This is a genomic window from Enterobacter cloacae complex sp. P43RS (assembly GCF_014930585.1).
Taxonomy (GTDB): Bacteria; Pseudomonadota; Gammaproteobacteria; order Enterobacterales; family Enterobacteriaceae; genus Enterobacter; species Enterobacter bugandensis.
This window is the reverse complement of the sequence record NZ_JADBRJ010000006.1, coordinates 196,599-219,339: the sequence shown is the minus strand read 5'-3', so window position 1 is coordinate 219,339 and position 22,741 is coordinate 196,599. Positions and strand designations below refer to the sequence as shown.

The following is a 22,741-nucleotide window of genomic DNA, read 5'->3' as shown; positions in this document are numbered from 1 at the left end:
TCGATTTATCCAGGGTAAACCGTGTTAAAGCCTCTTATAGCGACCGCGTTACTGATCTCTTCCGGCTGGGCCATTGCCGCTGAGCCGCCGCTGACGGCTGCCCGTTATGCGCAGCAGCTTGGCGTCGGGATGGATGTGGACTGGGCGCGCACCGAGCGCGGCATACGCGAATTCGACCCGCTGGTGGTCCGCGATTTTCGGGCTAAAGGCATTACTCACGTGCGCATCCGCGTGGCCGACGAGCCGACGGAAGCGCGGCTGATCCACCTGCGCAAGCTAGTAGAAGCCTGTGAGCAGTATGGCGTGATCCCGATAGTCGCGTATCAGGCGGATGAATATAAAAACGACCCGAAAGCCGACAACGAGAAAGAGACGATCAACTGGTGGATTGCCGTGGCGCACTATTTCGGCCAGAGCTATCCGCTGCTGGGTTTTGATCTCATTTATGAGCCAGCCGACAAGCTTAACCACAACCTCGCGTCGTTAAACCGCGTGTATGAAAAAACCATTAAAGCGATCCACGACATCGACCCGCAGCGCATGATTTTCATTGCGCCGCGCCTGCGCGCTGCGCCGGAGGATTTATCCGGCCTGAAGCTGCCTGCGCACAGTCAAAACTACCTGCTGGCGGAGTGGCATATTTTCCCGTGGGGGCCGCTGAAAAATAGCGGTAAATACCCGTGGACGTCCGGCACGGTGGCGGAGAAGGCGGCTATCCGTAACCGCATCAGCACCGCGCTGCGCTGGCAGCAAAAAACCGGGCACGTTAGTTGGGTCGGGGGCTGGGGCGTGGGGGAGTCAAACCACCTCACGCCAACCGCTTCGCAAATGGCCTTCGCCACCTTTATGGCCTGCGAGCTGCAAAAGGCGAAAATCCCGTATGCGCTTAACGCGGATTTCCAGTTTTACGACGGGGAAGAGGGGGCCTGGCGGCCTGCGCCGGAGCCGTTATTGCAGGCGATGATTGCGCCCGTCTGTGAAAAGCCCGGCGAGAAGCCGGGCCATCATGCGGTTAAACCGGCTGCTCGTGATGCGGAACGCGCGACGACAGCGGCAGCCAGCACAGTAAAATCAGCAGCCCCATTAGCGTCATCAGAAGGCCCAAACTAGCCTGCCCGGTCTGCGGCATCATGGCCGAGAGCCAGGCCAGCGCGCCGGAACCGATGTTCTGCAAACCGCCCACCAGCGCGCCCGCCGTGCCTGCGAGGAACGGGAACGGCTCCATCGCGCCGCTGGTGGCGAGCGGGAACAGCATTCCCGCGCCGAAGAAGAACAGCGCCGCCGGAATCAGCAGCGTCCAGACGGTCATCACGCCAAACAGCCCCGGGATCCACATCATCAGACCCGCCAGCAGGCAGCTGATCACGGCCTGCCACATCAGGGTTGAAAAGCGCTTGTTCTGACGCCCGGCAAACCAGGCGCCAAAGAACGCCGCCGGGATCGGCAGAATAAACAGAATGCTCACCACCATGCTGCTCAGGCCAAGGCCCGCGCCCAGCAGCACGCCGGAGCAGGCTTCGAACACTGCAATACCCGCCAGGCCGCCGATCAGCATCAGCAGGTAGCAGGTAAACGCGCCGTTGCCGAACAGCGTCTTATAGCTTGTGAGAAGCTTCGTGCGCGGCGCGTCTTTTGGACGGGTTTCCGGCATCCAGCGCGCCATGCTGAAGGTGACAATTACGCAGAGCACCAGCAGAAAGGCGTAACAGGCGCGCCAGGACCACATTGTGTCCAGCAGGCCGCCAATCAGCGGAGCGAGAAGCGGGCTGACCAGAATGCCCATATTTAACAGGCTGTTGGCGTGGCGGAGCTGGGTGCCCTGATACATATCGCGCGGTAAGGTTCGCGCCATCACCCCGCCGACACCCGTCCCAACGCCCTGCAGGGCGCTGGCGGCAATCAGTACGGTCAGGCTGTGGGTGGTAATGGCAATCACCGTCGCTACCATGAAAATGCTCATGCCCACCAGGATCACCGGGCGACGCCCGACGCGGTCGGAGAGCGGGCCGTAGAAGAGCTGTGAAACGCCATAGGTCAGCAGGTAGGCTGCCATCACGCTCTGCACCGCGCCTTCGCGGACGTTCAGTTCCTTTGCCATGTCGGCAATCGCCGGAATGTAGATGGTTTGCGCCATCTGACCGACGGCCACCAGTAACACCAGCATCAACAATAAGTTAACGTTCCGTTGCTTTTTCATGTCGCTGAATACTTTTGCCAAAAGAGGTAAATAAAGAATAAGTGACTACGCATTCCCATAAATGCGCGAGGAATCTACCACAGATAGATGACAATTTAAGCATTGTTGCGGTGAATGAAAAAACCGGGAAAGGCAGGATTTGTAAACAAGAACGGCAACTAATGTTGCCAGCGATTTACGCCAGACGCAGCAGAATAGCGCCGACAGCAATACCCAGCGCTGCCGCGATGCGCAGGCCCGCAACCTTCTCTTTTAAAAGGACAAAGGCGATCAGCGCCCCGAAAAGAATTGAGGTTTCACGCAGCGCGGCGACCACCGCCAGCGGTGCCTGCGTCATCGCCCAGAGGGCCAGACCGTAAGAGCCCATGGTCCCCACGCCGCCGAGCAGCCCTTTTTTCCAGTGCAGGCGCAGGTAGCTGGACGCCTCGCGCCGACGCGCCACCATCGCCCAGCCCAGCAGGCAGAAGCCGTTCATAAAGAAGGTCCAGAGCGTGTAGCCCAGCGCGGTGTCCGACAGCCGCACGCCGGTGCCGTCCACCAGCGTATACCCGGCGATAAAACAGGCGTTCAGCAGCGCCAGCCAGATCCCCCTGCGTGACTGCATGCGGCCATTCATCGCCATCGCCAGAATCGACAGGCAAATGACTCCGATACCGGACCAGGCGAGCCAGGAGAGATGGTCGCCGAGCGCCAGCACGCTGATCAGCGCCACCAGCAGCGGGGCGGTGCCGCGCATCAGCGGATAGGTCTGGCTCATGTCCGAGACCTGATAGGTCTTCGCCACCAGCACGGTGTAGACCACCTGTAAGGCGCAGGAGACGATCAAAAACGGCCAGCTTGCCGCAGAAGGCTGTGGTGAGAAGGGCAGTAAAATCAGGGCAATAATCGCGGCTGAGCCGCTAACGCCGATCGCAGAGTAGAGTTTATCCGTTCCGGCTTTAACGATAGCGTTCCAGCTGGCATGCAGCAGTGCGGCGAAAAGCAAAATGCAGAAAACGGTGATGGTCATGGCGTATTGGGTGATGAATTGTCACTCAACTGTAACATTCACATCCTGATGCCGCCAGCCGGTTACACCGCACAAAAAAGGCGGTGCGTCACCCGCGGTTCGTCTGAGACCAGCGTAAAACCGGCTCGATTGTAAAATCCGTACGCGCTGTCCGGCGCGTGAGTATTCAGAAAATCAAACCAGATGCTGGCATCCGCCATCACTACGGTTAAAAGCTGTTTTCCAATGCCCAGCCCGCGGCACTTCTCGCTGACGTAGAGATGGCGAATGCGTCCGGCACGCGGCTGCTGGCTGAACGGATCGCGGTTGAGGCCACACACGCCCACCAGCTTGCCGTTAAGAAACGCACCCAGCAGCTTTTCACCCGGCGCGTTAAAGCGGTTCTCACCCCGCAGCCAGTTCTCTTCCAGCCTGCGCAGCATGTTGAAATTCAGCGCGATACTTTCCGCCTTCAGGGCGATATACCCCGGCTCATCCGGTGTGACAGGCTCAATTAACAGACGCGACATAGCATTCCCTCGTTATTAAAGAGGGGCGGTTGCCCGCCCCTCTCAGGTGCGACTTGAACCTGAATTACCGAATGTATTTCAGGACAGCATCAAGCAGTTGCAGTACTGCAACAATGAGTTTGAGGATAAGTATCACCATATCCACTACGCTCATACGCGTCTCCTTTTGGTTAAAAGGAGCACGATGCTGGCGTACCTTTCCGCCGCCTGTTGCCAGCACCTGGATTGACGTAACACAGTGTGCTCACTTCAGGGGTTAAGGCACTGACGGCACCACCCGTTTCAGCCAGGACTTCGTTGCGCCGGTAAACTGCGGCCCCCTCGCTCACTGCGAACACCCTCAGTATAGATAAATACTGTATGCATGAACAGTATTTTTTGGACAAAATTAGGAAGGTGATCCATACTCAAAAACGTCAAAATCCGTGCCGGAATTGCGCGTTCGAGTTCTATCGCGTATACTTTTCGCGTTGACGTAACACAGTGTGTTCTGCGGCGACCAACCGCAAAACCCTGAAAAAAACCTCGCTCCGGCGGGGTTTTTTGTTTTCAGATGTTAGTCTGAAAAACAATACGTGTTGACACATTGGCAATGCATGATATTGTTGCCATAATGGCAACGGACGCAGCAGGCATGCAGTATGCATTTAATTTCTATGAAGGCAATTATTGATGCGGTCAAACAGTTCCCGCAGCACAAGGAAGAGCTCCTTTTTTTAGGTCGCACTATCGAAAAGAGCCATTGCCCGACACCTGCTGCGCTGAAACAAATTTTTCCGACGCTGGATAACTTTAAATATCTGGATAAGCATTATGTGATTGATATTGCAAATAACAATCTCAGAGTAGTGGCTCTCATATTCTTTGAAAGCCAAACGTTCTATGTGCGCCATGTTTTTACTCATAAGGAATATGACCGTTTTACGGAGAAACATCGCACTAAGGGGAAGAAATGATGATCGTCGCTGATGCAATGAAAGCAACGCATGCCCTTGTCGAGGCTGTCCCTTTACTGGGTGAACATCCGAATGAGAAAGATTACCAGGATGCACTTGAGCTGGTTGAGTATCTGCTCATGAATGAACCTGGTAGTCCTTTGCTGGATATCGTATGTGCAAGAATAAGTCGTTATGAAGCGAATCGACCCGAGATTGTCGCCTTGCGTCAGGAGATGGAATCTGTTTCAGTGGGAATTGCGGTTTTAAGAACCCTTATGGATCAGTACAAACTGACCATTTCAGATTTTCAGGATGAAATTGGCAGTAAATCAATGGTCTCTAGGGTATTGAATGGACAGCGTCAGCTGACGTTAAACCATATAAAAAAACTGGCGGTGCGCTTTGGGGTATCGCCTGCACTGTTTATTGAATGAAATAAAACGGTCGACAGCCCTTTATCACTCAACAAACGAAACGTGATCCCTGACGCATTTTTGCGCAGATGAAAATATTTCCATTGTCACGCCCGAAAACCTGTGTTTGTATAAATTCAATCAATGATTCCAAACACAGGTCCCCAATGACTTCATCCATCTTCACTTCGACCCTACTAAAAACTGCGCAACCTGCCGCAGTGGTCGTCGTGCGTGTGGTGGTGGTCGTCGGCAATGCGCCGTAGGGACTGGATCAACACACGAATCCAAAACCCCGCCGGCGCAAACCGGGCGGGGTTTTTCGTTTAGGACCCTCCCCGGAAAGTCGGCCCAGAAGAAAAGGACTGGAGCATGGCAAGTTCGGGCACAACATCCACAAAGACGCGTTTTACAGGCGCGCAGCTGATTGTTCATTTACTGGAACGACAGGGCATCACCACGGTTGCGGGTATCCCGGGTGGAACCGTGCTGCCGCTGTACGATGCGTTGAGCCAAAGCACGCAGATCCGCCACGTGCTGGCGCGTCACGAGCAGGGGGCAGGCTTTATCGCTCAGGGCATGGCGCGTACGCAGGGCAAACCGGCGGTCTGTATGGCCTGCAGCGGCCCCGGCGCAACCAACCTGGTGACCGCCATCGCCGACGCGCGCCTCGACTCCATTCCGCTGATCTGCATTACCGGCCAGGTGCCGTCCTCGATGATCGGCACCGACGCGTTCCAGGAAGTGGACACCTACGGCATCTCTATCCCCATCACCAAACATAACTATTTAGTTCGCGATATCAGCGAGCTGCCTCAGGTTATCAGCGATGCGTTCCGCATCGCCCAGTCTGGCCGCCCGGGCCCGGTGTGGATAGACATTCCTAAGGATGTCCAGACCGCAGAGATCGAGATTGACGTGTTGCCGGAGCCGGGCGAGCGCGCCCCCGCGCCGGAATTCAGCGCTGAAAGCGTGCGCGACGCCGCCGTCATGATTAACGCCGCCAAACGCCCGGTGCTCTATCTGGGTGGCGGGGCGATCAATGCCGCGGATGAAATCCGCCAGTTTGCGGAAAAGGCCAACCTGCCGACCACCATGACCCTGATGGCGCTGGGTATGCTGCCTAAAGCGCATCCGTTGTCATTAGGCATGCTGGGCATGCACGGCGCGCGCAGCACCAACTACATCCTGCAAGAGGCGGATTTGCTGATTGTTATGGGGGCACGTTTTGATGACCGGGCGATTGGCAAAACCGAGCAGTTCTGCCCGAACGCCAAAATTATTCACGTGGATATTGACCGCGCCGAGCTGGGTAAAATCAAACAGCCGCACGTGGCGATTCAGGGCGACGTGGCCGAAGTGCTGGCGCAACTGATCCCGCAGACGGACGCAACTGACCGGGCCGACTGGCGTCAGCTGGTGGCCGATCTGCAGCGCGAGTTCCCGGGCACCATCCCAGCTGAGGGCGACCCGCTGAGCCACTACGGGCTGATCAACGCCGTGGCCGCCTGCGTGGACGACAGCGCGATTATCACCACCGACGTGGGCCAGCACCAGATGTGGACCGCACAGGCGTATCCGCTGAACCGTCCGCGCCAGTGGCTGACCTCCGGCGGCCTCGGCACCATGGGCTTCGGCCTGCCGGCGGCAGTAGGCGCGGCGCTCGCCAACCCGGACCGCAAGGTTATCTGCTTCTCCGGCGACGGCAGCCTGATGATGAACATTCAGGAGATGGCGACCGCGGCCGAAAACCAGTTAGACGTGAAAATCATCCTGATGAACAACGAGGCGCTGGGTCTGGTGCACCAGCAGCAGAGCCTGTTCTACAAGCAGGGCGTGTTTGCGGCGACCTATCCGGGAATGATTAACTTTATGCAGATTGCCGCCGGCTTTGGCCTGCACACCTGCGATCTGAACGCGGAAGAAGACGCCCACGCGGCGCTGCAGGCGGCGATCTCGCGTCCTGGCCCGGCGCTGATCCACGTGCGTATCGACCCTGAACAAAAAGTGTATCCGATGGTGCCGCCGGGTGCGGCCAATACTGAGATGGTGGGGGAATAAACCATGCAGAAACAACATGATAACGTCATTCTGGAACTCACCGTCCGCAACCACCCTGGCGTTATGACCCACGTCTGTGGGCTGTTTGCCCGCCGCGCGTTTAACGTGGAAGGTATTCTCTGCCTGCCGATTCAGGGCAGCGAGCACAGCCGCATCTGGCTACTGGTCAACGACGATCAGCGTCTGGAGCAGATGATGGCGCAGATCGACAAGCTGGAAGACGTCACCAAAGTGGCGCGCAACCAGTCCGATCCCACCATGTTTAACAAAATTGCGGTGTTTTTCGAGTAAATCGCTTAAGGTAAGCGTCTTTCGCTCTTGTAGGCCGGATAAGCGCAGCGTCATCCGGCTTTTTCAGACCGCAGGAACACACATGACCACCATCGCTCTCATCGACGACCACCTTATCGTCCGCTCCGGCTTTGCCCAGCTTCTTAACCTCGAACCGGATTTTCAGGTCGTGGCCGAGTTTGGCTCCGGTCACGAGGCGCTGGCGGGCCTGCCGGGGCGCGGGGTGCAGGTCTGTATCTGTGACATCTCGATGCCGGATCTCTCCGGGCTGGAGCTGTTGAGCCAGCTGCCGAAAGGGATGGCGACGATCATGCTCTCGGTCCACGACAGCCCGGCGCTGGTCGAGCAGGCGCTCAACGCGGGCGCACGCGGCTTTCTCTCCAAACGCTGTAGCCCGGACGAGCTGATCGCCGCCGTGCGCACCGTCTCCACCGGCGGCTGCTACCTGACGCCGGATATCGCCATCAAGCTGGCGGCCGGACGTCAGGATCCGCTCACCAGACGCGAGCGCCAGGTGGCGGAGAAGCTTGCCCAGGGCATGTCGGTGAAAGAGATTGCCGCCGAGCTGGATCTGTCGCCGAAAACCGTGCACGTCCACCGCGCCAACCTGATGGAAAAACTCAACGTCAGCAATGACGTCGAGCTGGCGCGCCGCATGTTTGACAGCTGGCAATGAGTCCCGTGTTTTCACGGCTGATCGCCGTCGTCGCCAGTTTTTTTATCTTCTCCGCCGCGTGGTTTTGCCTGTGGAGCATCAGCCTGCATCTGGTGGAGCGTCCGGAGCTGGCGGTGCTGCTGTTTCCCTTCGGCCTGCGGCTGGGATTAATGCTCCAGTGCCCGCGCGGCTACTGGCCCGTTTTGCTCGGCGCGGAGTGGCTGATGCTGGTCTGGCTGGCGCAGGAGGTGGCCCTCGGGCATCTTCCCTTATTGATGACCGGAAGCCTGCTTGCGCTTCTCCCCGTTGCCCTGATTTCCCGCTACCGCCACCAGCGCGACTGGCGCACGCTGCTGCGTCAGGGGGCGGCGCTGATTGCCGCCGCGCTGTTACAATCCCTGCCGTGGATCGGCGAGAAGGAGATGCTTAACGCCCTGCTTCTGACCCTGACCGGTGGTCTGACCCTCGCGCCGACCTGTCTGGTTTTCTGGCACTACCTCACAAGCACCGTCTGGCAGCCGCTCGGCCCCGCGCTGGTCTCCCAACCGGTGAACTGGCGCGCCCGGCACCTCATCTGGTATTTGCTGCTGTTTATGGTGAGCCTGTGGCTGCAGCTTGGTCTGCCCGCCGAGCTTTCGCGCTTCACGCCGTTTTGCCTGGCGCTGCCGATCATCGCTCTGGCCTGGCACTACGGCTGGCAGGGGGCGCTGATCGCCACGCTGATGAACGCAATCGCGCTGATCGCCAGCCAGACCTGGCACGATCATCCGGTGGATCTGCTGCTCTCGCTGCTGGCCCAGAGCCTGACCGGATTGCTGCTCGGCGCGGGCATTCAGCGCCTGCGCGAGCTGAACCAGTCCCTGCAAGCCGAGCTGGCGCGCAACCGTCGTCTGGCGGAGCGTCTGCTGGAGACCGAGGAGAGCGTGCGTCAGGAGGTGGCTCGCGAGCTGCACGACGATATCGGCCAGACCATTACCGCCATCCGCACGCAGGCGGGCATTGTTCAGCGCCTGGCGGCGGATAACTCGGGCGTGAAGCAGGGCGGGGCGCATATCGAACAGCTTTCGCTGGGTGTCTATGACGCCGTTCGCCGCTTGCTGGGACGGCTGCGTCCGCGCCAGCTTGATGACCTGTCGCTGGAGCAGGCGATACGCTCCCTGATGCGCGAGATGGAGCTGGAAAGCCGCGGCATTGTCAGCCATCTCGACTGGCGCATTGATGAATCATTGCTCAGCGAAGGCCAGCGCGTGACGCTGTTCCGCGTCTGCCAGGAGGGGCTGAACAACATCGTTAAACATGCCAATGCCAGCGCGGTGACGATCCAGGGCTGGCAGCAGGACGAGCGCCTGATGCTGGTGATTGAAGACGACGGCTGCGGCCTGCCGCCGGGCTCCGGCCAGCAGGGCTTTGGCCTGGCGGGCATGCGCGAGCGCGTCAAGGCGCTGGGCGGCACGCTGACCCTCTCCTGCACCCACGGGACGCGCGTCAGCGTCAGTTTGCCGTTAAGGACGTACCATGTTTAAAACCCCAACCAGCGCGGCTCCGTTGCGCGACAAGGCGGAAATCGACGCCCGCTACCGCTACTGGCGTCGCCATATCCTGATCACCATCTGGCTCGGCTACGCGCTGTTCTACTTCACCCGTAAAAGCTTCAACGCCGCCGCGCCGGAAATCCTCGCCAGCGGCGTGATGACGCGCACCGATATCGGCCTGCTGGCGACGCTGTTTTACATCAGCTACGGGCTGTCGAAGTTCTTCTCCGGCATCGTCAGCGACCGCTCCAACGCGCGCTATTTCATGGGCGTTGGGCTGATCGCCACCGGCGTGGTGAACATCCTGTTCGGCTTCTCCACCTCGCTGTGGGCCTTCGCCCTGCTGTGGGCGCTGAACGCCTTTTTCCAGGGCTGGGGTGCGCCGGTCTGCGCCCGCCTGCTCACCGCCTGGTACTCGCGCAACGAGCGCGGCGGATGGTGGGCAATCTGGAACACCGCGCATAACGTCGGCGGGGCGCTGATCCCGATGGTGGTGGGAGCGGCGGCGCTGCACTACGGCTGGCGCACGGGGATGATGATTGCCGGTGGCCTCGCGATTGTCGCCGGGCTGTTCCTCTGCTGGCGCCTGCGCGACAGGCCGCAAACCGTCGGCCTGCCTGCGGTGGGCGACTGGCGGCACGACGAGATGGAGATTGCCCAACAGCAGGAGGGCGCCGGGCTGTCCCGCCAGGAAATCCTCACCAAGTACGTGCTGAAAAATCCGTACATCTGGCTGCTGTCCCTCTGCTACGTGCTGGTCTACGTGGTGCGCGCGGCGATCAACGACTGGGGCAACCTGTACATGTCCGAGACGCTCGGCGTGGACCTGGTGACCGCCAACTCTGCGGTGACGATGTTCGAGCTGGGCGGGTTTATCGGCGCGCTGGTGGCGGGCTGGGGCTCGGACAAGCTGTTCAACGGCAACCGCGGCCCGATGAATCTGATTTTTGCCGCCGGGATTTTACTCTCCGTCGGCTCGCTGTGGCTGATGCCGTTTGCCAGCTACGTGATGCAGGCGGCGTGCTTCTTCACCATCGGCTTTTTTGTCTTTGGCCCGCAGATGCTGATCGGCATGGCGGCGGCGGAGTGCTCGCACAAGGAGGCGGCAGGCGCGGCGACGGGCTTTGTCGGGCTGTTTGCCTACCTCGGCGCATCGCTCTCCGGCTGGCCGCTGGCACGGGTCATCGACGTCTGGCACTGGAGCGGTTTCTTCGCGGCGATCGCCATCGCGGCGGGCATCTCGGCCCTGCTGCTGCTGCCGTTTTTGCACGCTCAGGCGCCGCGCGAAGCGTGACGTGCCTCACCTTTTGTTGCCGAGTGCCGCAAAACTAGGAAATTTTCCCGGTTTCACCTGGACGCTGTCTCAGGCATCTCTCCCGGCTGATTTTTACAATGCTGCAAAAATCAGCTCAGGAGTAAACCAACCATGCTGGCCTTCTTAAACCAGGTGCGCAAGCCGACCCTGGATCTGCCGCTCGACGTGCGGCGCAAGATGTGGTTCAAACCGTTCATGCAGTCTTACCTGGTGGTCTTCATCGGCTACCTGACCATGTACCTGATCCGCAAAAACTTTAACATCGCGCAGAACGACATGATCTCTACCTACGGGCTGAGCATGACGCAGCTGGGGATGATTGGCCTGGGTTTCTCCATCACCTACGGGGTGGGGAAAACGGTTGTGTCCTACTACGCGGACGGCAAAAACACCAAGCAGTTCCTGCCGTTTATGCTGATCCTCTCCGCCATCTGTATGCTCGGCTTCAGCGCCAGCATGGGCGCGGGCTCCGTCAGCCTGTTCCTGATGATTGCCTTTTATGCCCTGAGCGGTTTCTTCCAGAGCACCGGCGGGTCGTGCAGCTACTCCACCATCACCAAATGGACGCCGCGCCGCAAGCGGGGTTCGTACCTCGGCATGTGGAACATCTCCCACAACCTCGGCGGGGCGGGTGCGGCAGGCGTGGCGCTGTTTGGCGCGAACTATCTGTTCGACGGCCACGTGATCGGCATGTTTATCTTCCCCTCGATTATCGCCCTGATCGTCGGCTTTATCGGCCTGCGTTTCGGCAGCGACTCCCCGGAATCGTACGGCCTCGGCAAAGCCGAAGAGCTGTTCGGTGAGGAGATCAGCGAAGAGGACAAAGAGACCGAAGAGAACGAGATGTCCAAATGGCAGATCTTTGTTGAGTACGTGCTGAAAAACAAAGTGATTTGGCTGCTGTGCTTCTCAAACATCTTCCTGTACGTGGTGCGCATCGGCATTGACCAGTGGTCAACGGTGTACGCTTTCCAGGAGTTGAAGCTCTCGAAAGAGGTGGCGATTCAGGGCTTCACCCTGTTCGAAGTGGGCGCGCTGGTCGGCACGCTGCTGTGGGGCTGGCTCTCCGACCTCGCCAACGGCCGTCGCGCGCTGGTGGCCTGCGTCGCGCTGGCGCTGATTATCGCCACGCTCGGCATCTACCAGCACGCCAGCAACCAGTACGTTTACCTGGCGTCCCTGTTCGCGCTCGGCTTCCTGGTGTTTGGCCCTCAGCTGCTGATTGGCGTAGCGGCCGTAGGGTTCGTGCCGAAAAAAGCGATCGGCGCCGCCGATGGGATTAAAGGCACCTTCGCCTACCTGATCGGCGACAGCTTCGCCAAGCTTGGCCTGGGGATGATCGCCGACGGTACGCCGATTTTCGGCCTCACCGGCTGGGCGGGCACCTTCGCGGCGCTGGATGCGGCAGCGATTGGCTGTATCGTCCTGATGGCGATGGTCGCGGTGCTGGAAGAACGTAAAATTCGCCGCGAGAACCGCGCGCAGAAATTAAAAGCGGCCTGAGTGTGCAGGTAACTTCTTTGCCCGGTGTGTGATGCCGGGCTTTTTTCTTAAATAAAGAGCATCCTTATTCAAATCAAAGATTTGTATTTACCCCGTTATCTCAACATGCAAACATTCTGATTTAACCATATTTTAAATCAGGTATTTGTTATGGATAACTGGCTGGCGCTCTTCGACGGACAGACCCGTTACACTCTGGACATTACGGACTCCCGCGCCACGCCCGACGTGCTGCGTTTTAAGGGCCGCGAGGCGCTCAGCGAACCCTTCCGCTGGACCATCGATTTCACCACCCCGCAGGATAACCTCACCCCTGAAGAGGTACTGATGAAGTACGCCACCCTGCACATGCGCAGCGGGAAGACAGTGTACGGTATCATCACCCGTCTGGAGTGGCTTTCAACTACCGGCGACCAATCGCATTACCGGGTGGAGCTGAGTTCCCGTCTGGCGCTGCTCAGCCGCACCCGCCAGTGCCGCATTTTCCAGAACCAGTCCGTGCCGGAGGTGGTGGAGCAGGTCCTGCGCCTGCACGGGCTGGAAGGGCCGGACTTTGAATTCAGTCTGGAGCGCAGCTATCCGGCGCGTGAACTTATCACCCAGTGGCGGGAGACGGACCTGGAATTTATTCAGCGCATTCTGTCAGAGGTCGGGATTTTCTGGCGCACGGAAACGGACGAGGCGCGCGGGCTGGATATTTACATTTTTGCCGACAGCCAGCTGAACTATCAGTTTGATGTCCGCCTGCCGTACCGCGAGCCGTCCGGGCTGTATGACGGGGCGGAAGAGTCGGTGTGGGACGTGTACACTCTGAATCTGGTGGTGCCGGGGATGATCAGCACCCGGGACTACAACTACCGCGACGCCAGCATGCCGATGGATGCGACGGTCAGCGTGCGCAGCGACGCGGTGACCACCGGAGAGCACTACCGCTACGCGGAGCCGTACCGCACGGCAGGGGACGACACTGACCCGGAGCCGGAAACCGAATCCGGCGCGTTTTATGCCCGGCTTCATCACGAGCGGGAACTCAATAAATCAACCCGTATCCACCTGTTCAGCAACTCCTCCGTACTGTCACCCGGTCAGGTGCTGGAGCCACAGGGCGATGTCATTGCTGCCCTGAAAGAGGGGGTCATTCTCACGCTGGTGACCTTCCGGGGAGCGCGGGATTCCCGCCTGCATGTGTCGGTCTGGGGTATGCCCTACACTGAGCGCTACTGTTTCCGCCCGGCGGAAGTTTCGCGCCCGGAAATACACGGCACCCTCCCGGCCCGCATTGAGAGCCGGGAGAAGAATGATATTTACGCCCACCTGGACGACCAGGGCCGCTACCGCGTCAGGCTGGACTTTGACCGGGACGATGCTGAACAGGGATTCGCATACCTGTGGCTGCGGATGGCGAAACCGTATGCCGGGGAGACATACGGCTGGCATACGCCACTGACCGACGGCACGGAAGTGGCCATCGTGTACAGCAACGGTGATATTGACCTGCCGTACATCGCGTATGCGCTGCACGACTCCGGACATCCCGACCCTGTGACCCGCGACAACCACACCCGCAACGTGCTGCGCACGCCCGCCAATAACAAGCTGCGGATGGAGGATAAGCGCGGGGAGGAGCACGTAAAGCTCGCCACGGAATACGGCAAAACGCAGCTGAACAGCGGGCATCTGGTGGACGCGCAGGAGCAGCCCCGGGGCAAAGGCTTTGAACTCCGGACCGATGAGCACGGCGTCATTCGCGTGGCGAAGGGGCTGTTTGTCACTGCGGACGGGCAGCAGAAGGCTGCGGGCGAAGTGCTGGACATGAGCACGGCGCTGAGAGAAATCGACATCTGCCTGCGACAGCTTCAGCATCTGGAGGTGGTGGCAGAGCAGGCGCAGGCGTTGAAGGCGGATATCGACAGCCAGATACAGATGTTTGAGCAGCGCCTGAAGCCCCTTAACGAAACCCTGCTGTTCTCTGCCCCGGAAGGGGTTGCCGTGACCAGCGGGAAGCACATGCAAATGACAGCCACAAAAAACGTCGCCGTTAACGCCGGAGGGGATATCAGTGCCGGTGTCATGGGCAACATGACGGCGCTGGCAGGGGAAAAGCTCGGGCTGTTTGCCAGAACGGGCCAGCTGAGCCTAAAGGCCAGTGAAGGCCCGGTGGAGATGCAGGCGCAGAACGGCAGAATGCAACTGTTCGCGGAGAAGAAGCTCACCCTGTCGTCTGCGAGTGACATCACGTTTGCGGGGAAAAAGCGCATCACGCTCATCGGGGGCGGGAGCTACCTGCGGCTGGAGGCCGGGAAGGTGGAGTATGGTACGACAGAGATGTATATGCGGAAGGTTAAACGGACAATGGCAGCGGGGAAAAATACAATTGAAACTGATTTACCTTCTGTTGCTGGTGAAGTCTCAGATTTACCGTCCACTAAAAAAATTCTGTTCTCATAATCAAGGATTGAACGATGCATATTTCCCCTCCTATTTTATTACCATATTCCCCGAATGGCATTTTCAGCGACTGGGTTTTTCAGTGCATGCCTGTCGATACTGCACGTAATTATCCCGTAAATCCTGTGGGTGCATGGCACGGGGGCATACATATTCCTCATACAGATATTTCCGGTGCACAGGCCAACCCCATCCGGGCAATTGCTGACGGTACTATTATTTATGCCAGGCCTTCGTCCGAAAACAAAGATAAAAAGCCACTGGCTTATAATGGGAAAACAGACGATGGGTGTGTACTGATCCGACATAAGATATTAATTGGTGATGATCCTGTCGAGTTTGTTTTTTATTCGTTAACCATGCACATGAAGCAGGTTCGATTTGAAATTTTGTCTAATATTGGACAGCGTATAAAACGTGAGCAAGTCTTAGGTACGTCGGGTGTCGTGGATGGAAAAAATGCATTCCACTTCCAGATTTGTTGCGAGCAAAAAATGCTCGATGTATTGTGTGGTCGAATTCATGGAGGGATAAATATTGCGTTCCCAGGACGGTTTAAGCCTGTATACGGTAGTGAGTACTATTATTTCCCTGCGGGTACTCCTGTTTATGGGAATATTCCTAAAGGTTTTGTGCACGCTCCAGCGAACATCACGACGGAAGATTTATATATTATCAACAGTGGGGGAGATACAAAAACGCTGCGAAAAAAAGACGATGGTTTCTATGACCACCTCGGCAGTGTTGCTGTGGGCGTCAATTATATCAGCGAAGCATCAGGGGTTGATTTCCTAAAAAATGCCATGGGCTACAGTCATTGGGTTAAGATTGCGCTCCCTGGTGGAAGTGGGTGGGTCGATGTCTGCACTGATAATATAATGACTTACAGCGAGGCCGAACTACCTGACTGGGCAGGATGGTCTCTGATTGATGACGACGCATCCAGCGATAGCCAGTGTAATTCAAAAATTATAAAAAAATTATATGCAGAAAAAAAGAATGATGATGCAAAAGATCTGCTTACACACTCAATTTGCAAGTTTCCATTTGAGTGGGATTTTTCAACATTCGAAGCGCGTTTTTCATGGGTAAAAACAAAAACAGATCATCTACCCGAGCCATTGACAGATGATGATTACAATGAACTCAAGGAACACATAAAGTCGTTATGCTTCTTTGATAAATTGCCTGCTGAGGTACAGAAGGAACTCAGTGGTCAGATTTGGCATTTTGAACCCCGAGTATTTATCACGCAGATACAAAAAGCAGAACGCCGTTTGATCTTTAAAACCATTAAAAAAATGAATGACTTCACTGCTGATGATATGCGGTACGGTGATATGACGAAAGAGCAGATACTTGCTCAGGGAAAAATGAACAAAGTTGACATTTTTGGGCGGGAGTTTAAAGTTAACTTTTTCAATTTTGACAAAACTATTGATGAGCATTTTAAGAGCATGGATAGTATGGGGTACTGGACTGCTTGGGGGGAATATTCAAGTCTTATAAATATCATGCTCAAAAAGTTTAAAGCGAACGAAGGTGGGGTTTTAAAGCATAATCTTTTGAATAAGGCATTTTCTGAACATGTAACTACAGTGGAATGTGTTAATAAAATTAAGGGGTTTATTAAATCATTACTTGATGACAATGGTTATATGAGTCTTTCGGTTAATGACTTAAACGTGTTAAATGAAAAAATAAGGAATGGTATTAAGCTTCCTAAATTCGATAGCTATGATTGGTTTAATGGTTTAGGAATAACTATCCATGATACTTATTCCACGCAAATTTATCTTAATTATATAGACGTTAGTGACGGTAAATTTAAAGCCGAAATTTCATTTCAAATACAGGATCACTTTGGTTTAGATGTTGCTGATGTTAATGGGAAATGGTTTGAAGACTCTCCATGGTTTTGTTCATGGTTCATTCTTCAGCGTTATACGGAATATGGATATATGCCATTCATTAACGAGGCTGAGTTTACAAAGGTTGTTGAAGGGTGAGAAATGAAATTTAAATATATTTTTTTAGTGATAATCATCGGCGTTATAATAAGCGTGATTTATTTGTTTTTAAAACCAGCAAAAATATCTGGAATATATCAAGATATAACTTATGATAAGCGCTGGGATAGTGAATGTAAATCAACTATTGTATTGGTAGATAATGCTCCGCTGACGAAATCAAACCTTACGAAATTGTGGAGTCGAGAGAAAACATTCATTTTGGATCAGTGGAAGCCTTTTGTTAATAAATGCGATTATATACTTTTTATAAAAAACAAAACTGAGCCTCCTCTTGATAGTGAGGAAGTTAAGTACTGGGTAGGCGATTATCAGTTATGTCTTAAAGGTAAGATAGATAATTGCATTTCGAAAGATGAAAGGTTGTTTTATATAGGCATTGATAAGCAGATATATGGCGATAGATTGATCGGGGAGTTTGGCAATAAAAAACTTTATCTAAGTTTTGTGGACTGAATATTTTATTCTATCGGTTTGATGTGCGTCTGCCGTACGGCGAGCTATCGGGTCTGTTTGACGGGGCGGCAGAATCGGTCTGGGATGTGCGGACACTGGCACAGTGTTGCCACCGTACCGTCGCCACGCGGGATTACAACTACCGGATAGCCACCACACCGGTGGATGCTACAGTGAGCGTACGCAGTAAGACAAGCACTACAGCTAAGCAGCACCGTACCGGAAGGCGGACGATGACAACGCCACCAGCAGGCACGGCTGAACGATAGCGCTCGGAAGTGCATGGTATCGTCCCTGGATGGTTTGGGAGCAGTGATAAGAACGATATTTCATACTACCTTTACCCCGCTTTACACACCCACTCCTCTCCATGCTCTACAGTGTTTTTTGCTGCCGCCTTTCGTGCAGCCTTAGCCCCTTTTGCTAACGGAGAGCTTGCATGTTAACCCGACGATTGTCCTGCCTGGCGCTGCTGATGGCGCTGGCGTCCCCCGCAATGGCTGCGGATGCCCCCACCTACGGCGAGAAGCTGGAAGGTTTCGACTACGGCTGGCCGGTAAAACACTTTACCTTTACCTCGCAAAACCAGTCTCTGGATATGGCTTACCTGGACGTGAAGCCGGAAAAACCCAACGGACGTACCGTGGTGCTGATGCACGGCAAAAACTTTTGCGCCGGCACCTGGGACGGCACGATCCGTGCGCTGTCGGCCAGCGGGTATCGCGTGATCGCACCCGACCAGATCGGCTTCTGTAAATCCACCAAGCCGGACCATTATCAGTACACCTTCCAGCAGCTGGCGGACAACACCCACGCGCTGCTCACATCGCTTGGCGTCGATCGCGCGACGGTTATCGGCCACTCGACCGGCGGCATGCTGGCAACCCGCTACGCGCTAATGTGGCCGCAGCAGGTAGAGCAGCTGGTGATGGTCAACCCGATAGGGCTTGAAGACTGGAAAGCGCGCGGCGTGCCGCATATCACGGTTGACCAGTGGTACCAGCGCGAGCTGAAGGTCAGCGCCGACGGCATTCGTCAGTACGAGAAAAATACCTACTACGCCGGGGAGTGGAAGCCGGAGTACGAACGCTGGGTCACGATGCTTGCCGGGCTGAACAACGGGCCGGGCAAAGCGCGCGTGGCGTGGAACTCGGCGCTGCTCTACGACATGATCTACACCCAGCCGGTTATCTACGAATTTAGCGACCTGAAGATGCCGGTATTATTGATGATCGGCACGAAGGACAACACCGCCATCGGGAAAGACCTCGCCCCGCCGGAGGTCCGCAAGACGCTCGGCAACTATGCGGTGCTGGGCAAAGAGACGGCGAAGCGCATCCCGCACGCGACGCTGGTGGAGTTTAACGACATGGGCCACGCGCCGCAGATGCAGGATCCCGCACGCTTTCACGAGGCGCTGTTGAAGGGGCTTCAGGCGCGCTGACGGGTCTCCAGCAACAGCCCGCGCAGCCACGCCTGCGCGGGATTGCTTTCATCGCATTTATCCAGCTTTTTTCGGTTCACTATTCTGGCCGTACCCGCTGTCGACACGCTGCGTTTCCCGCTATGATGAGCGGCAAGTCTAAGGAGAACGCATGGTCTGGATAATGCTGGCAACGCTTGCCGTGGTGTTTGTGGTGGGATTTCGTGTCCTGACCTCAGATTCCCGCCGCGCCATCAAACGTTTAAGCGAACGGCTGGGGATTACCCCGATGCCGATCGAGTCGATGATTGACCAGTTCGGTAAAACACCGGGCAATGAATTTATCCGCTACCTTGAGCGGCCTGACGAGGCGCATCTGCAAAACGCCGCGCAGGTGCTGCTCATCTGGCAGGTCTGTATTGTCGACGGTAGCGAAGAGAATCTGCATGCCTGGCACCGTATGCTGCGTAAAGCCCGCCTTGCCGCACCCATTACCGATGCGCAAATTCGTCTGGCACTTGGCTTTATGCGCGAAATGGAGCCCGATCCGCAGGAGCTGAACGCCTTCCAGCTGCGCTATAACCAGCTATTTCTGCCGGAAGAAGGTGTGTTTTATCTGCATTAAGCCTTTTTGCCGCACAAGATATTCTGAGCGTTCAGGATCTCCTCTCTGTTTTCATTGAGGCGAGTTGCGGCATAGATATCAATATTTAATCTCTTTGCCTCATCGTCCGTTAGTTCGCGATAGCATAGCCCCTCCTGATTGAAGGTGCATTTTGACTGAGGCAGCAGCGCAAACCCTTTCCCTCTTGCGATACGGCTTAGCATCACGAGGGAATCATCCGGCTCTTTAATACGCTTCAGCGGCGTTTTCAGCGTGTCAAAGTAGCTTTCGCATTTATCATAGAATGACGGATTAGCGCTTCTCGAAAACCAAAAAAGTGGAAGATCGCTAATGTCTTCCAGCGAGACTTTCTCTTTCAGACTGGCAGGATGTAAAGAAGGCATTGCGATGAGCAACGGTTCCTGGCAGACCCAGCGGTATTGAACAATGTCTTCATGACCCGTTCCTTTTTCCCCGGTCAGCACCAGATCCAGCATATTTTTAGACAAGCTTTGCAGCAGCTGTGCTGACGTCAGGTCGGGCGTTTCAACGTCATCTCCGGCGTTCATTTTTTGAAGCTGGGTATTTACAGGTTCAATATATTCAAAATTAAGCGTGCGCGTGAGACCGATGCGCAGATTCGTTTCTGAAGAGTGAGGGTCTTCTTTTAAGCTGCTGATGTCTTTGAGTATTTTTTCTGCCTGAACGACCAGCGCTCGGCCTGCTTCAGTGAGGCTAACGTCATGCGTACTGCGACTGAACAACTGACGTTTCAACACCGCTTCAAGGCATTTTATCTGACGCGTCAGAGGCGGTTGAGTCATGCGCAGACGTTCGGCAGCCTTACGAAAGTTCAGTTCATGTGCAACAGCGAGAAAGCATTGTAATTGTTTGATACTGGGCAGGTTATTGCTGATTAAATGTTCTGCTGTAGCCATACGTGGGTCCTAAATGCGAAAAGGTATTTCGTCTTTTTTCCATTTCGATATTACACGCTAAATGCTGGCAGCAAAACCCGTTTTAACAGTAATACAAAAAATATATTACAAATTTAACAATTCCAATAGTTTCCTGTATTGATAAATTTCTATCCGAATCCTCACTTAATCAATACTCGGAGTAATTATGTCGTCTAAATATGTACTGGTATCACGCTTCCCATTAAAAAACACTTTTTCTGAAAAAGAATTTACTTCCTTAAAAAGCAATGAAAACGTTCGCTACTATACCTGTGAAGAAAACGGCGTTAATGAATTGCTGGAATTACGCGCATTCAACGATATTAAAGAAATTGCATGGGTTGAAAGTGAAATGGAATCCATGTTCCATCGTTTCTCTGAAGTTCTTTCTGCCGATATCCGTCGCGAACTGCTTAAGTTTGTTGAATCCCCAATTGATAATAAAAATAGCTTGCCACAATCAAATTATATTCAACTCCGACACGTCGAAGTGCCTGCGCATAACTATCAGCAGTACCGTCAGTGGCGCGATGAAACCATTTTTAATGTTGTAAGAGATAACAAAGATAAGATTGAAAGTTTCGAAGCATTTCATTCACTGATCAGCGGCGTTCCGGGTGTAATGTTTATCTCCTCATTCAACGGCGATAAAGCAGCATATAAAGAAGCATTTACCAATGCACGTTATCAGGAAATCATTCAACAGGCCGGCGATAACTTTATTACTGGCGGTAATGACGGCCTTTATACACGTATCTATCGTGCTTGCTGTTGTTGAGGGACAATGAATGAACTGTAAAAAGTTGGTAGTTGTTGGCGATAAATTTAATGAATTTGCTAATGGTAAAGATGTACTGACTATATCTCAGCTAGAATTATTGACTCAAATCCCTGCGAATATCATTGATAAAGAACATGAAATTATTGTTGGGCAGGGCGTGCGCAAGGATTTTGCCGGAAAGGTAATTTCAAATCAGGCAAGAAATGCGATTCATGGTAATAAGTTAAAAATGTGCTCTCTGGAAAAACTGGTTAGCGACAAAAAAAATGCTTATTGCCATAAAAGACTGGAACAGAATGTACTTATAGGACCTGCGGAACAAGCTGAGCATAACCACGATCTTTATGCGATGCCGCTGTTAATTGATGAGCGTTGCGAATTGATGGCGGATCATCAGACGGGGCAGCATATTCAGGGAATGCTCCTGGTTGAAGCCAGCCGACAGGCCTTTATCGGTGTCACCGAAGAATTTATTTACCAGCAGGAAAGTGGACGCTATTACGTCATTAATAGCATGGCAATCACTTTCGCCAGTTTCCTGTTCCCTTTACCGGCGCTGGTTCACTTTGAATTTCTTGAAAAAGATATTAACGACCGCCGGGGGCGTTTCAAGGCTCAGGTTCGCGTCACTCAGCACCAAACGCTTTGCGCGACAATGGATGTCTCGTTCACCGTCTATCCTTCCGCCCTGATTACAGAGAAAGAGAAATCTCTGGCTGAGGTTGCCATGCAGGCGACCATTGTTGAGCAGCAAGGGGTGACTCAGGGGGTAACGCATGCCTGAATTACGTAGCCAGAAATACCGTCTGGCTGCGACCACGCAGGGGCCGCTTTACCCCCCTGCGGAGGTCATGGACGGGAAGGGTAATTTTGTCGTGGTTGGCATGGTGCCAGGGGATAACGGACTGCAGTGGCGAAGCGTCATTGTCTCTCCGGACAGCCCGCTTCCGGCATTTGGGGAAGTCGCACCCTATAACATTCTGTGCGATCTGGACAAGATGCCTCAGGACGCGTTGAAGGACATCATTCTTCATACTCTTCCTTTACCCATTCCGATGAACAACTATCGTATGGTTTTCGCACCAGAACAGCGGCCGCAGGCCAATAATGAAATAAGGCCTGGCCTGCCACTTCATGAAGGCTATATCGCGGATTATCGCAGCAGCGATGGAAAGCGAGAGATCGAGCCAGTGACCCTCGCTGCCTGGCTCGAGGCAGAGGGCACCTTTGAGGTCACATTGTCCGAAGATAAGAAACGAGCCCGGTTCACGTTTTCGTTCCGGAGCCTTGTTCCGGATAGCGTTTACACCGTGATGAGTCTCAGGGAAAACGATCTAGCCTCGGAGGATCCGAGCAGGCCAGGTCCGCTGGGAATACCCAACGTATTTATAACCGATAGCGAAGGTAATGCCGAATATTGGGCAGAGTTAACCGATCCTTTCCCGGCGCCGGCGAGGAAAGGAAACAGAATTATTAATGTAGTCGTACTTTATATGAGCTCGCGTCAGAGCTACGGCGGTGCAATTGGCTTTTATGGTCTTGGAGGCGATATCCATGCCCATTTAAAACTCAAAGGCCGTTCCTTCGATGAATTTACAACTATAGAGTGAGAAAAAT

General features: G+C 54.8%; 23 protein-coding genes and 1 pseudogene. 19 read left to right on the top strand and 5 right to left on the bottom strand.

The genetic code is table 11. The annotated features are described in order from the left end of the window. The first annotated feature begins 21 nt into the window (after positions 1 to 21). Positions 22 to 1,110, top strand: coding sequence for a glycoside hydrolase family 5 protein (locus IM294_RS14640; RefSeq protein WP_126818361.1), 1,089 nt, complete (start codon positions 22 to 24; stop codon positions 1,108 to 1,110). Here IM294_RS14640 and emrD read toward each other — a convergent pair. The 4 genes from emrD to tisB all read right to left on the bottom strand — a co-directional run bounded on the left by emrD (position 1,013) and on the right by tisB (position 3,869). Continuing rightward, complete coding sequence (gene emrD / locus IM294_RS14635) at positions 1,013 to 2,197, bottom strand: multidrug efflux MFS transporter EmrD (protein ID WP_039024559.1); 1,185 nt, start codon at positions 2,195 to 2,197, stop codon at positions 1,013 to 1,015. The two genes, IM294_RS14640 and emrD, sit on opposite strands and share 98 nt — an antisense overlap. A gap of 175 nt (positions 2,198 to 2,372) precedes the next feature. Next, complete coding sequence (locus IM294_RS14630; RefSeq protein ID WP_028014955.1) at positions 2,373 to 3,206, bottom strand: EamA family transporter; 834 nt, start codon at positions 3,204 to 3,206, stop codon at positions 2,373 to 2,375. A gap of 62 nt (positions 3,207 to 3,268) precedes the next feature. After that, positions 3,269 to 3,715: a GNAT family N-acetyltransferase gene (locus IM294_RS14625; RefSeq protein WP_028014956.1), complete on the bottom strand. Its 447-nt coding sequence runs from the start codon at positions 3,713 to 3,715 to the stop codon at positions 3,269 to 3,271. A 64-nt stretch (positions 3,716 to 3,779) separates the two neighbouring features. After that, a complete protein-coding gene (gene tisB, locus IM294_RS14620) occupies positions 3,780 to 3,869 on the bottom strand; it encodes a type I toxin-antitoxin system toxin TisB (RefSeq protein WP_041911717.1) in 90 nt (29 codons plus the stop codon). Positions 3,870 to 4,356: 487 nt separating this feature from the next. Here tisB and IM294_RS14615 point away from each other — a divergent pair, with 487 nt between their 5' ends. The 15 genes and pseudogenes from IM294_RS14615 (at position 4,357) to IM294_RS14550 (ending at position 19,405) form a co-directional block, all read left to right on the top strand. Further along, positions 4,357 to 4,671, top strand: a complete 315-nt coding sequence (locus IM294_RS14615; RefSeq protein ID WP_126818362.1) for a type II toxin-antitoxin system HigB family toxin — start codon at positions 4,357 to 4,359, stop codon at positions 4,669 to 4,671. Next, positions 4,668 to 5,087 (top strand): type II toxin-antitoxin system HigA family antitoxin, encoded by a 420-nt coding sequence (locus IM294_RS14610; RefSeq protein WP_148110180.1) that lies wholly within the window; start codon positions 4,668 to 4,670, stop codon positions 5,085 to 5,087. The genes IM294_RS14615 and IM294_RS14610 overlap by 4 nt, the downstream gene beginning before the upstream one ends. A gap of 146 nt (positions 5,088 to 5,233) precedes the next feature. After that, positions 5,234 to 5,332 (top strand): ilvB operon leader peptide IvbL, encoded by a 99-nt coding sequence (gene ivbL, locus IM294_RS14605; RefSeq protein WP_057979964.1) that lies wholly within the window; start codon positions 5,234 to 5,236, stop codon positions 5,330 to 5,332. 106 nt (positions 5,333 to 5,438) lie between these two features. Continuing rightward, complete coding sequence (gene ilvB, locus IM294_RS14600; protein ID WP_126818363.1) at positions 5,439 to 7,127, top strand: acetolactate synthase large subunit; 1,689 nt, start codon at positions 5,439 to 5,441, stop codon at positions 7,125 to 7,127. 3 nt (positions 7,128 to 7,130) lie between these two features. Next, positions 7,131 to 7,418, top strand: coding sequence for an acetolactate synthase small subunit (gene ilvN / locus IM294_RS14595; protein WP_010426528.1), 288 nt, complete (start codon positions 7,131 to 7,133; stop codon positions 7,416 to 7,418). 82 nt (positions 7,419 to 7,500) lie between these two features. Beyond that, complete coding sequence (uhpA, locus tag IM294_RS14590; RefSeq protein ID WP_041911714.1) at positions 7,501 to 8,094, top strand: transcriptional regulator UhpA; 594 nt, start codon at positions 7,501 to 7,503, stop codon at positions 8,092 to 8,094. Next, positions 8,091 to 9,596: a signal transduction histidine-protein kinase/phosphatase UhpB gene (gene uhpB / locus IM294_RS14585; RefSeq protein ID WP_126818364.1), complete on the top strand. Its 1,506-nt coding sequence runs from the start codon at positions 8,091 to 8,093 to the stop codon at positions 9,594 to 9,596. The genes uhpA and uhpB overlap by 4 nt, the downstream gene beginning before the upstream one ends. After that, entirely contained in the window at positions 9,589 to 10,899 is a 1,311-nt protein-coding gene (locus IM294_RS14580) for an MFS transporter (RefSeq protein WP_063943316.1), read from the top strand. The genes uhpB and IM294_RS14580 overlap by 8 nt, the downstream gene beginning before the upstream one ends. Positions 10,900 to 11,031: 132 nt before the next feature. Then, positions 11,032 to 12,423 carry a hexose-6-phosphate:phosphate antiporter gene (gene uhpT, locus IM294_RS14575; protein WP_028014963.1) on the top strand — a complete coding sequence of 464 codons (1,392 nt, stop codon included), beginning with the start codon at positions 11,032 to 11,034 and terminating at the stop codon, positions 12,421 to 12,423. A gap of 150 nt (positions 12,424 to 12,573) precedes the next feature. Then, positions 12,574 to 14,871, top strand: coding sequence for a type VI secretion system Vgr family protein (locus IM294_RS14570; protein WP_126818365.1), 2,298 nt, complete (start codon positions 12,574 to 12,576; stop codon positions 14,869 to 14,871). A 14-nt stretch (positions 14,872 to 14,885) separates the two neighbouring features. Next, positions 14,886 to 16,880 (top strand): DUF3289 family protein, encoded by a 1,995-nt coding sequence (locus IM294_RS14565; RefSeq protein WP_126818366.1) that lies wholly within the window; start codon positions 14,886 to 14,888, stop codon positions 16,878 to 16,880. A gap of 3 nt (positions 16,881 to 16,883) precedes the next feature. Beyond that, a complete protein-coding gene (locus IM294_RS14560) occupies positions 16,884 to 17,357 on the top strand; it encodes a hypothetical protein (RefSeq protein ID WP_126818367.1) in 474 nt (157 codons plus the stop codon). Positions 17,358 to 17,362: 5 nt separating this feature from the next. Further along, a pseudogene (locus tag IM294_RS22260) lies at positions 17,363 to 17,575 on the top strand (type VI secretion system tip protein VgrG); the annotation flags it as partial. Between the two features lie 221 nt (positions 17,576 to 17,796). Next, positions 17,797 to 18,801: an alpha/beta fold hydrolase gene (locus IM294_RS14555; protein ID WP_126818368.1), complete on the top strand. Its 1,005-nt coding sequence runs from the start codon at positions 17,797 to 17,799 to the stop codon at positions 18,799 to 18,801. 151 nt (positions 18,802 to 18,952) lie between these two features. Continuing rightward, positions 18,953 to 19,405 (top strand): DUF1198 domain-containing protein, encoded by a 453-nt coding sequence (locus IM294_RS14550; RefSeq protein WP_049137106.1) that lies wholly within the window; start codon positions 18,953 to 18,955, stop codon positions 19,403 to 19,405. On the opposite strand, the gene IM294_RS14545 is transcribed toward IM294_RS14550, so the two are convergent. Continuing rightward, on the bottom strand, positions 19,402 to 20,322 hold the full coding sequence (locus IM294_RS14545) for a LysR family transcriptional regulator (RefSeq protein WP_028014966.1): 921 nt from the start codon (positions 20,320 to 20,322) through the stop codon (positions 19,402 to 19,404). The two genes, IM294_RS14550 and IM294_RS14545, sit on opposite strands and share 4 nt — an antisense overlap. Before the next feature lie 187 nt (positions 20,323 to 20,509). Between IM294_RS14545 and IM294_RS14540 the strand changes: the two genes are divergently transcribed. From IM294_RS14540 to IM294_RS14530, 3 genes are read left to right on the top strand one after another with little or no spacing between them, the layout of a single operon-like run. Then, complete coding sequence (locus tag IM294_RS14540) at positions 20,510 to 21,121, top strand: hypothetical protein (RefSeq protein WP_045260828.1); 612 nt, start codon at positions 20,510 to 20,512, stop codon at positions 21,119 to 21,121. A 10-nt stretch (positions 21,122 to 21,131) separates the two neighbouring features. Beyond that, entirely contained in the window at positions 21,132 to 21,908 is a 777-nt protein-coding gene (locus IM294_RS14535; RefSeq protein WP_126818369.1) for an AfsA-related hotdog domain-containing protein, read from the top strand. Then, complete coding sequence (locus IM294_RS14530) at positions 21,901 to 22,734, top strand: hypothetical protein (RefSeq protein ID WP_028014969.1); 834 nt, start codon at positions 21,901 to 21,903, stop codon at positions 22,732 to 22,734. Before IM294_RS14535 ends, IM294_RS14530 begins: the two co-directional genes overlap by 8 nt. Positions 22,735 to 22,741: the final 7 nt, after the last annotated feature.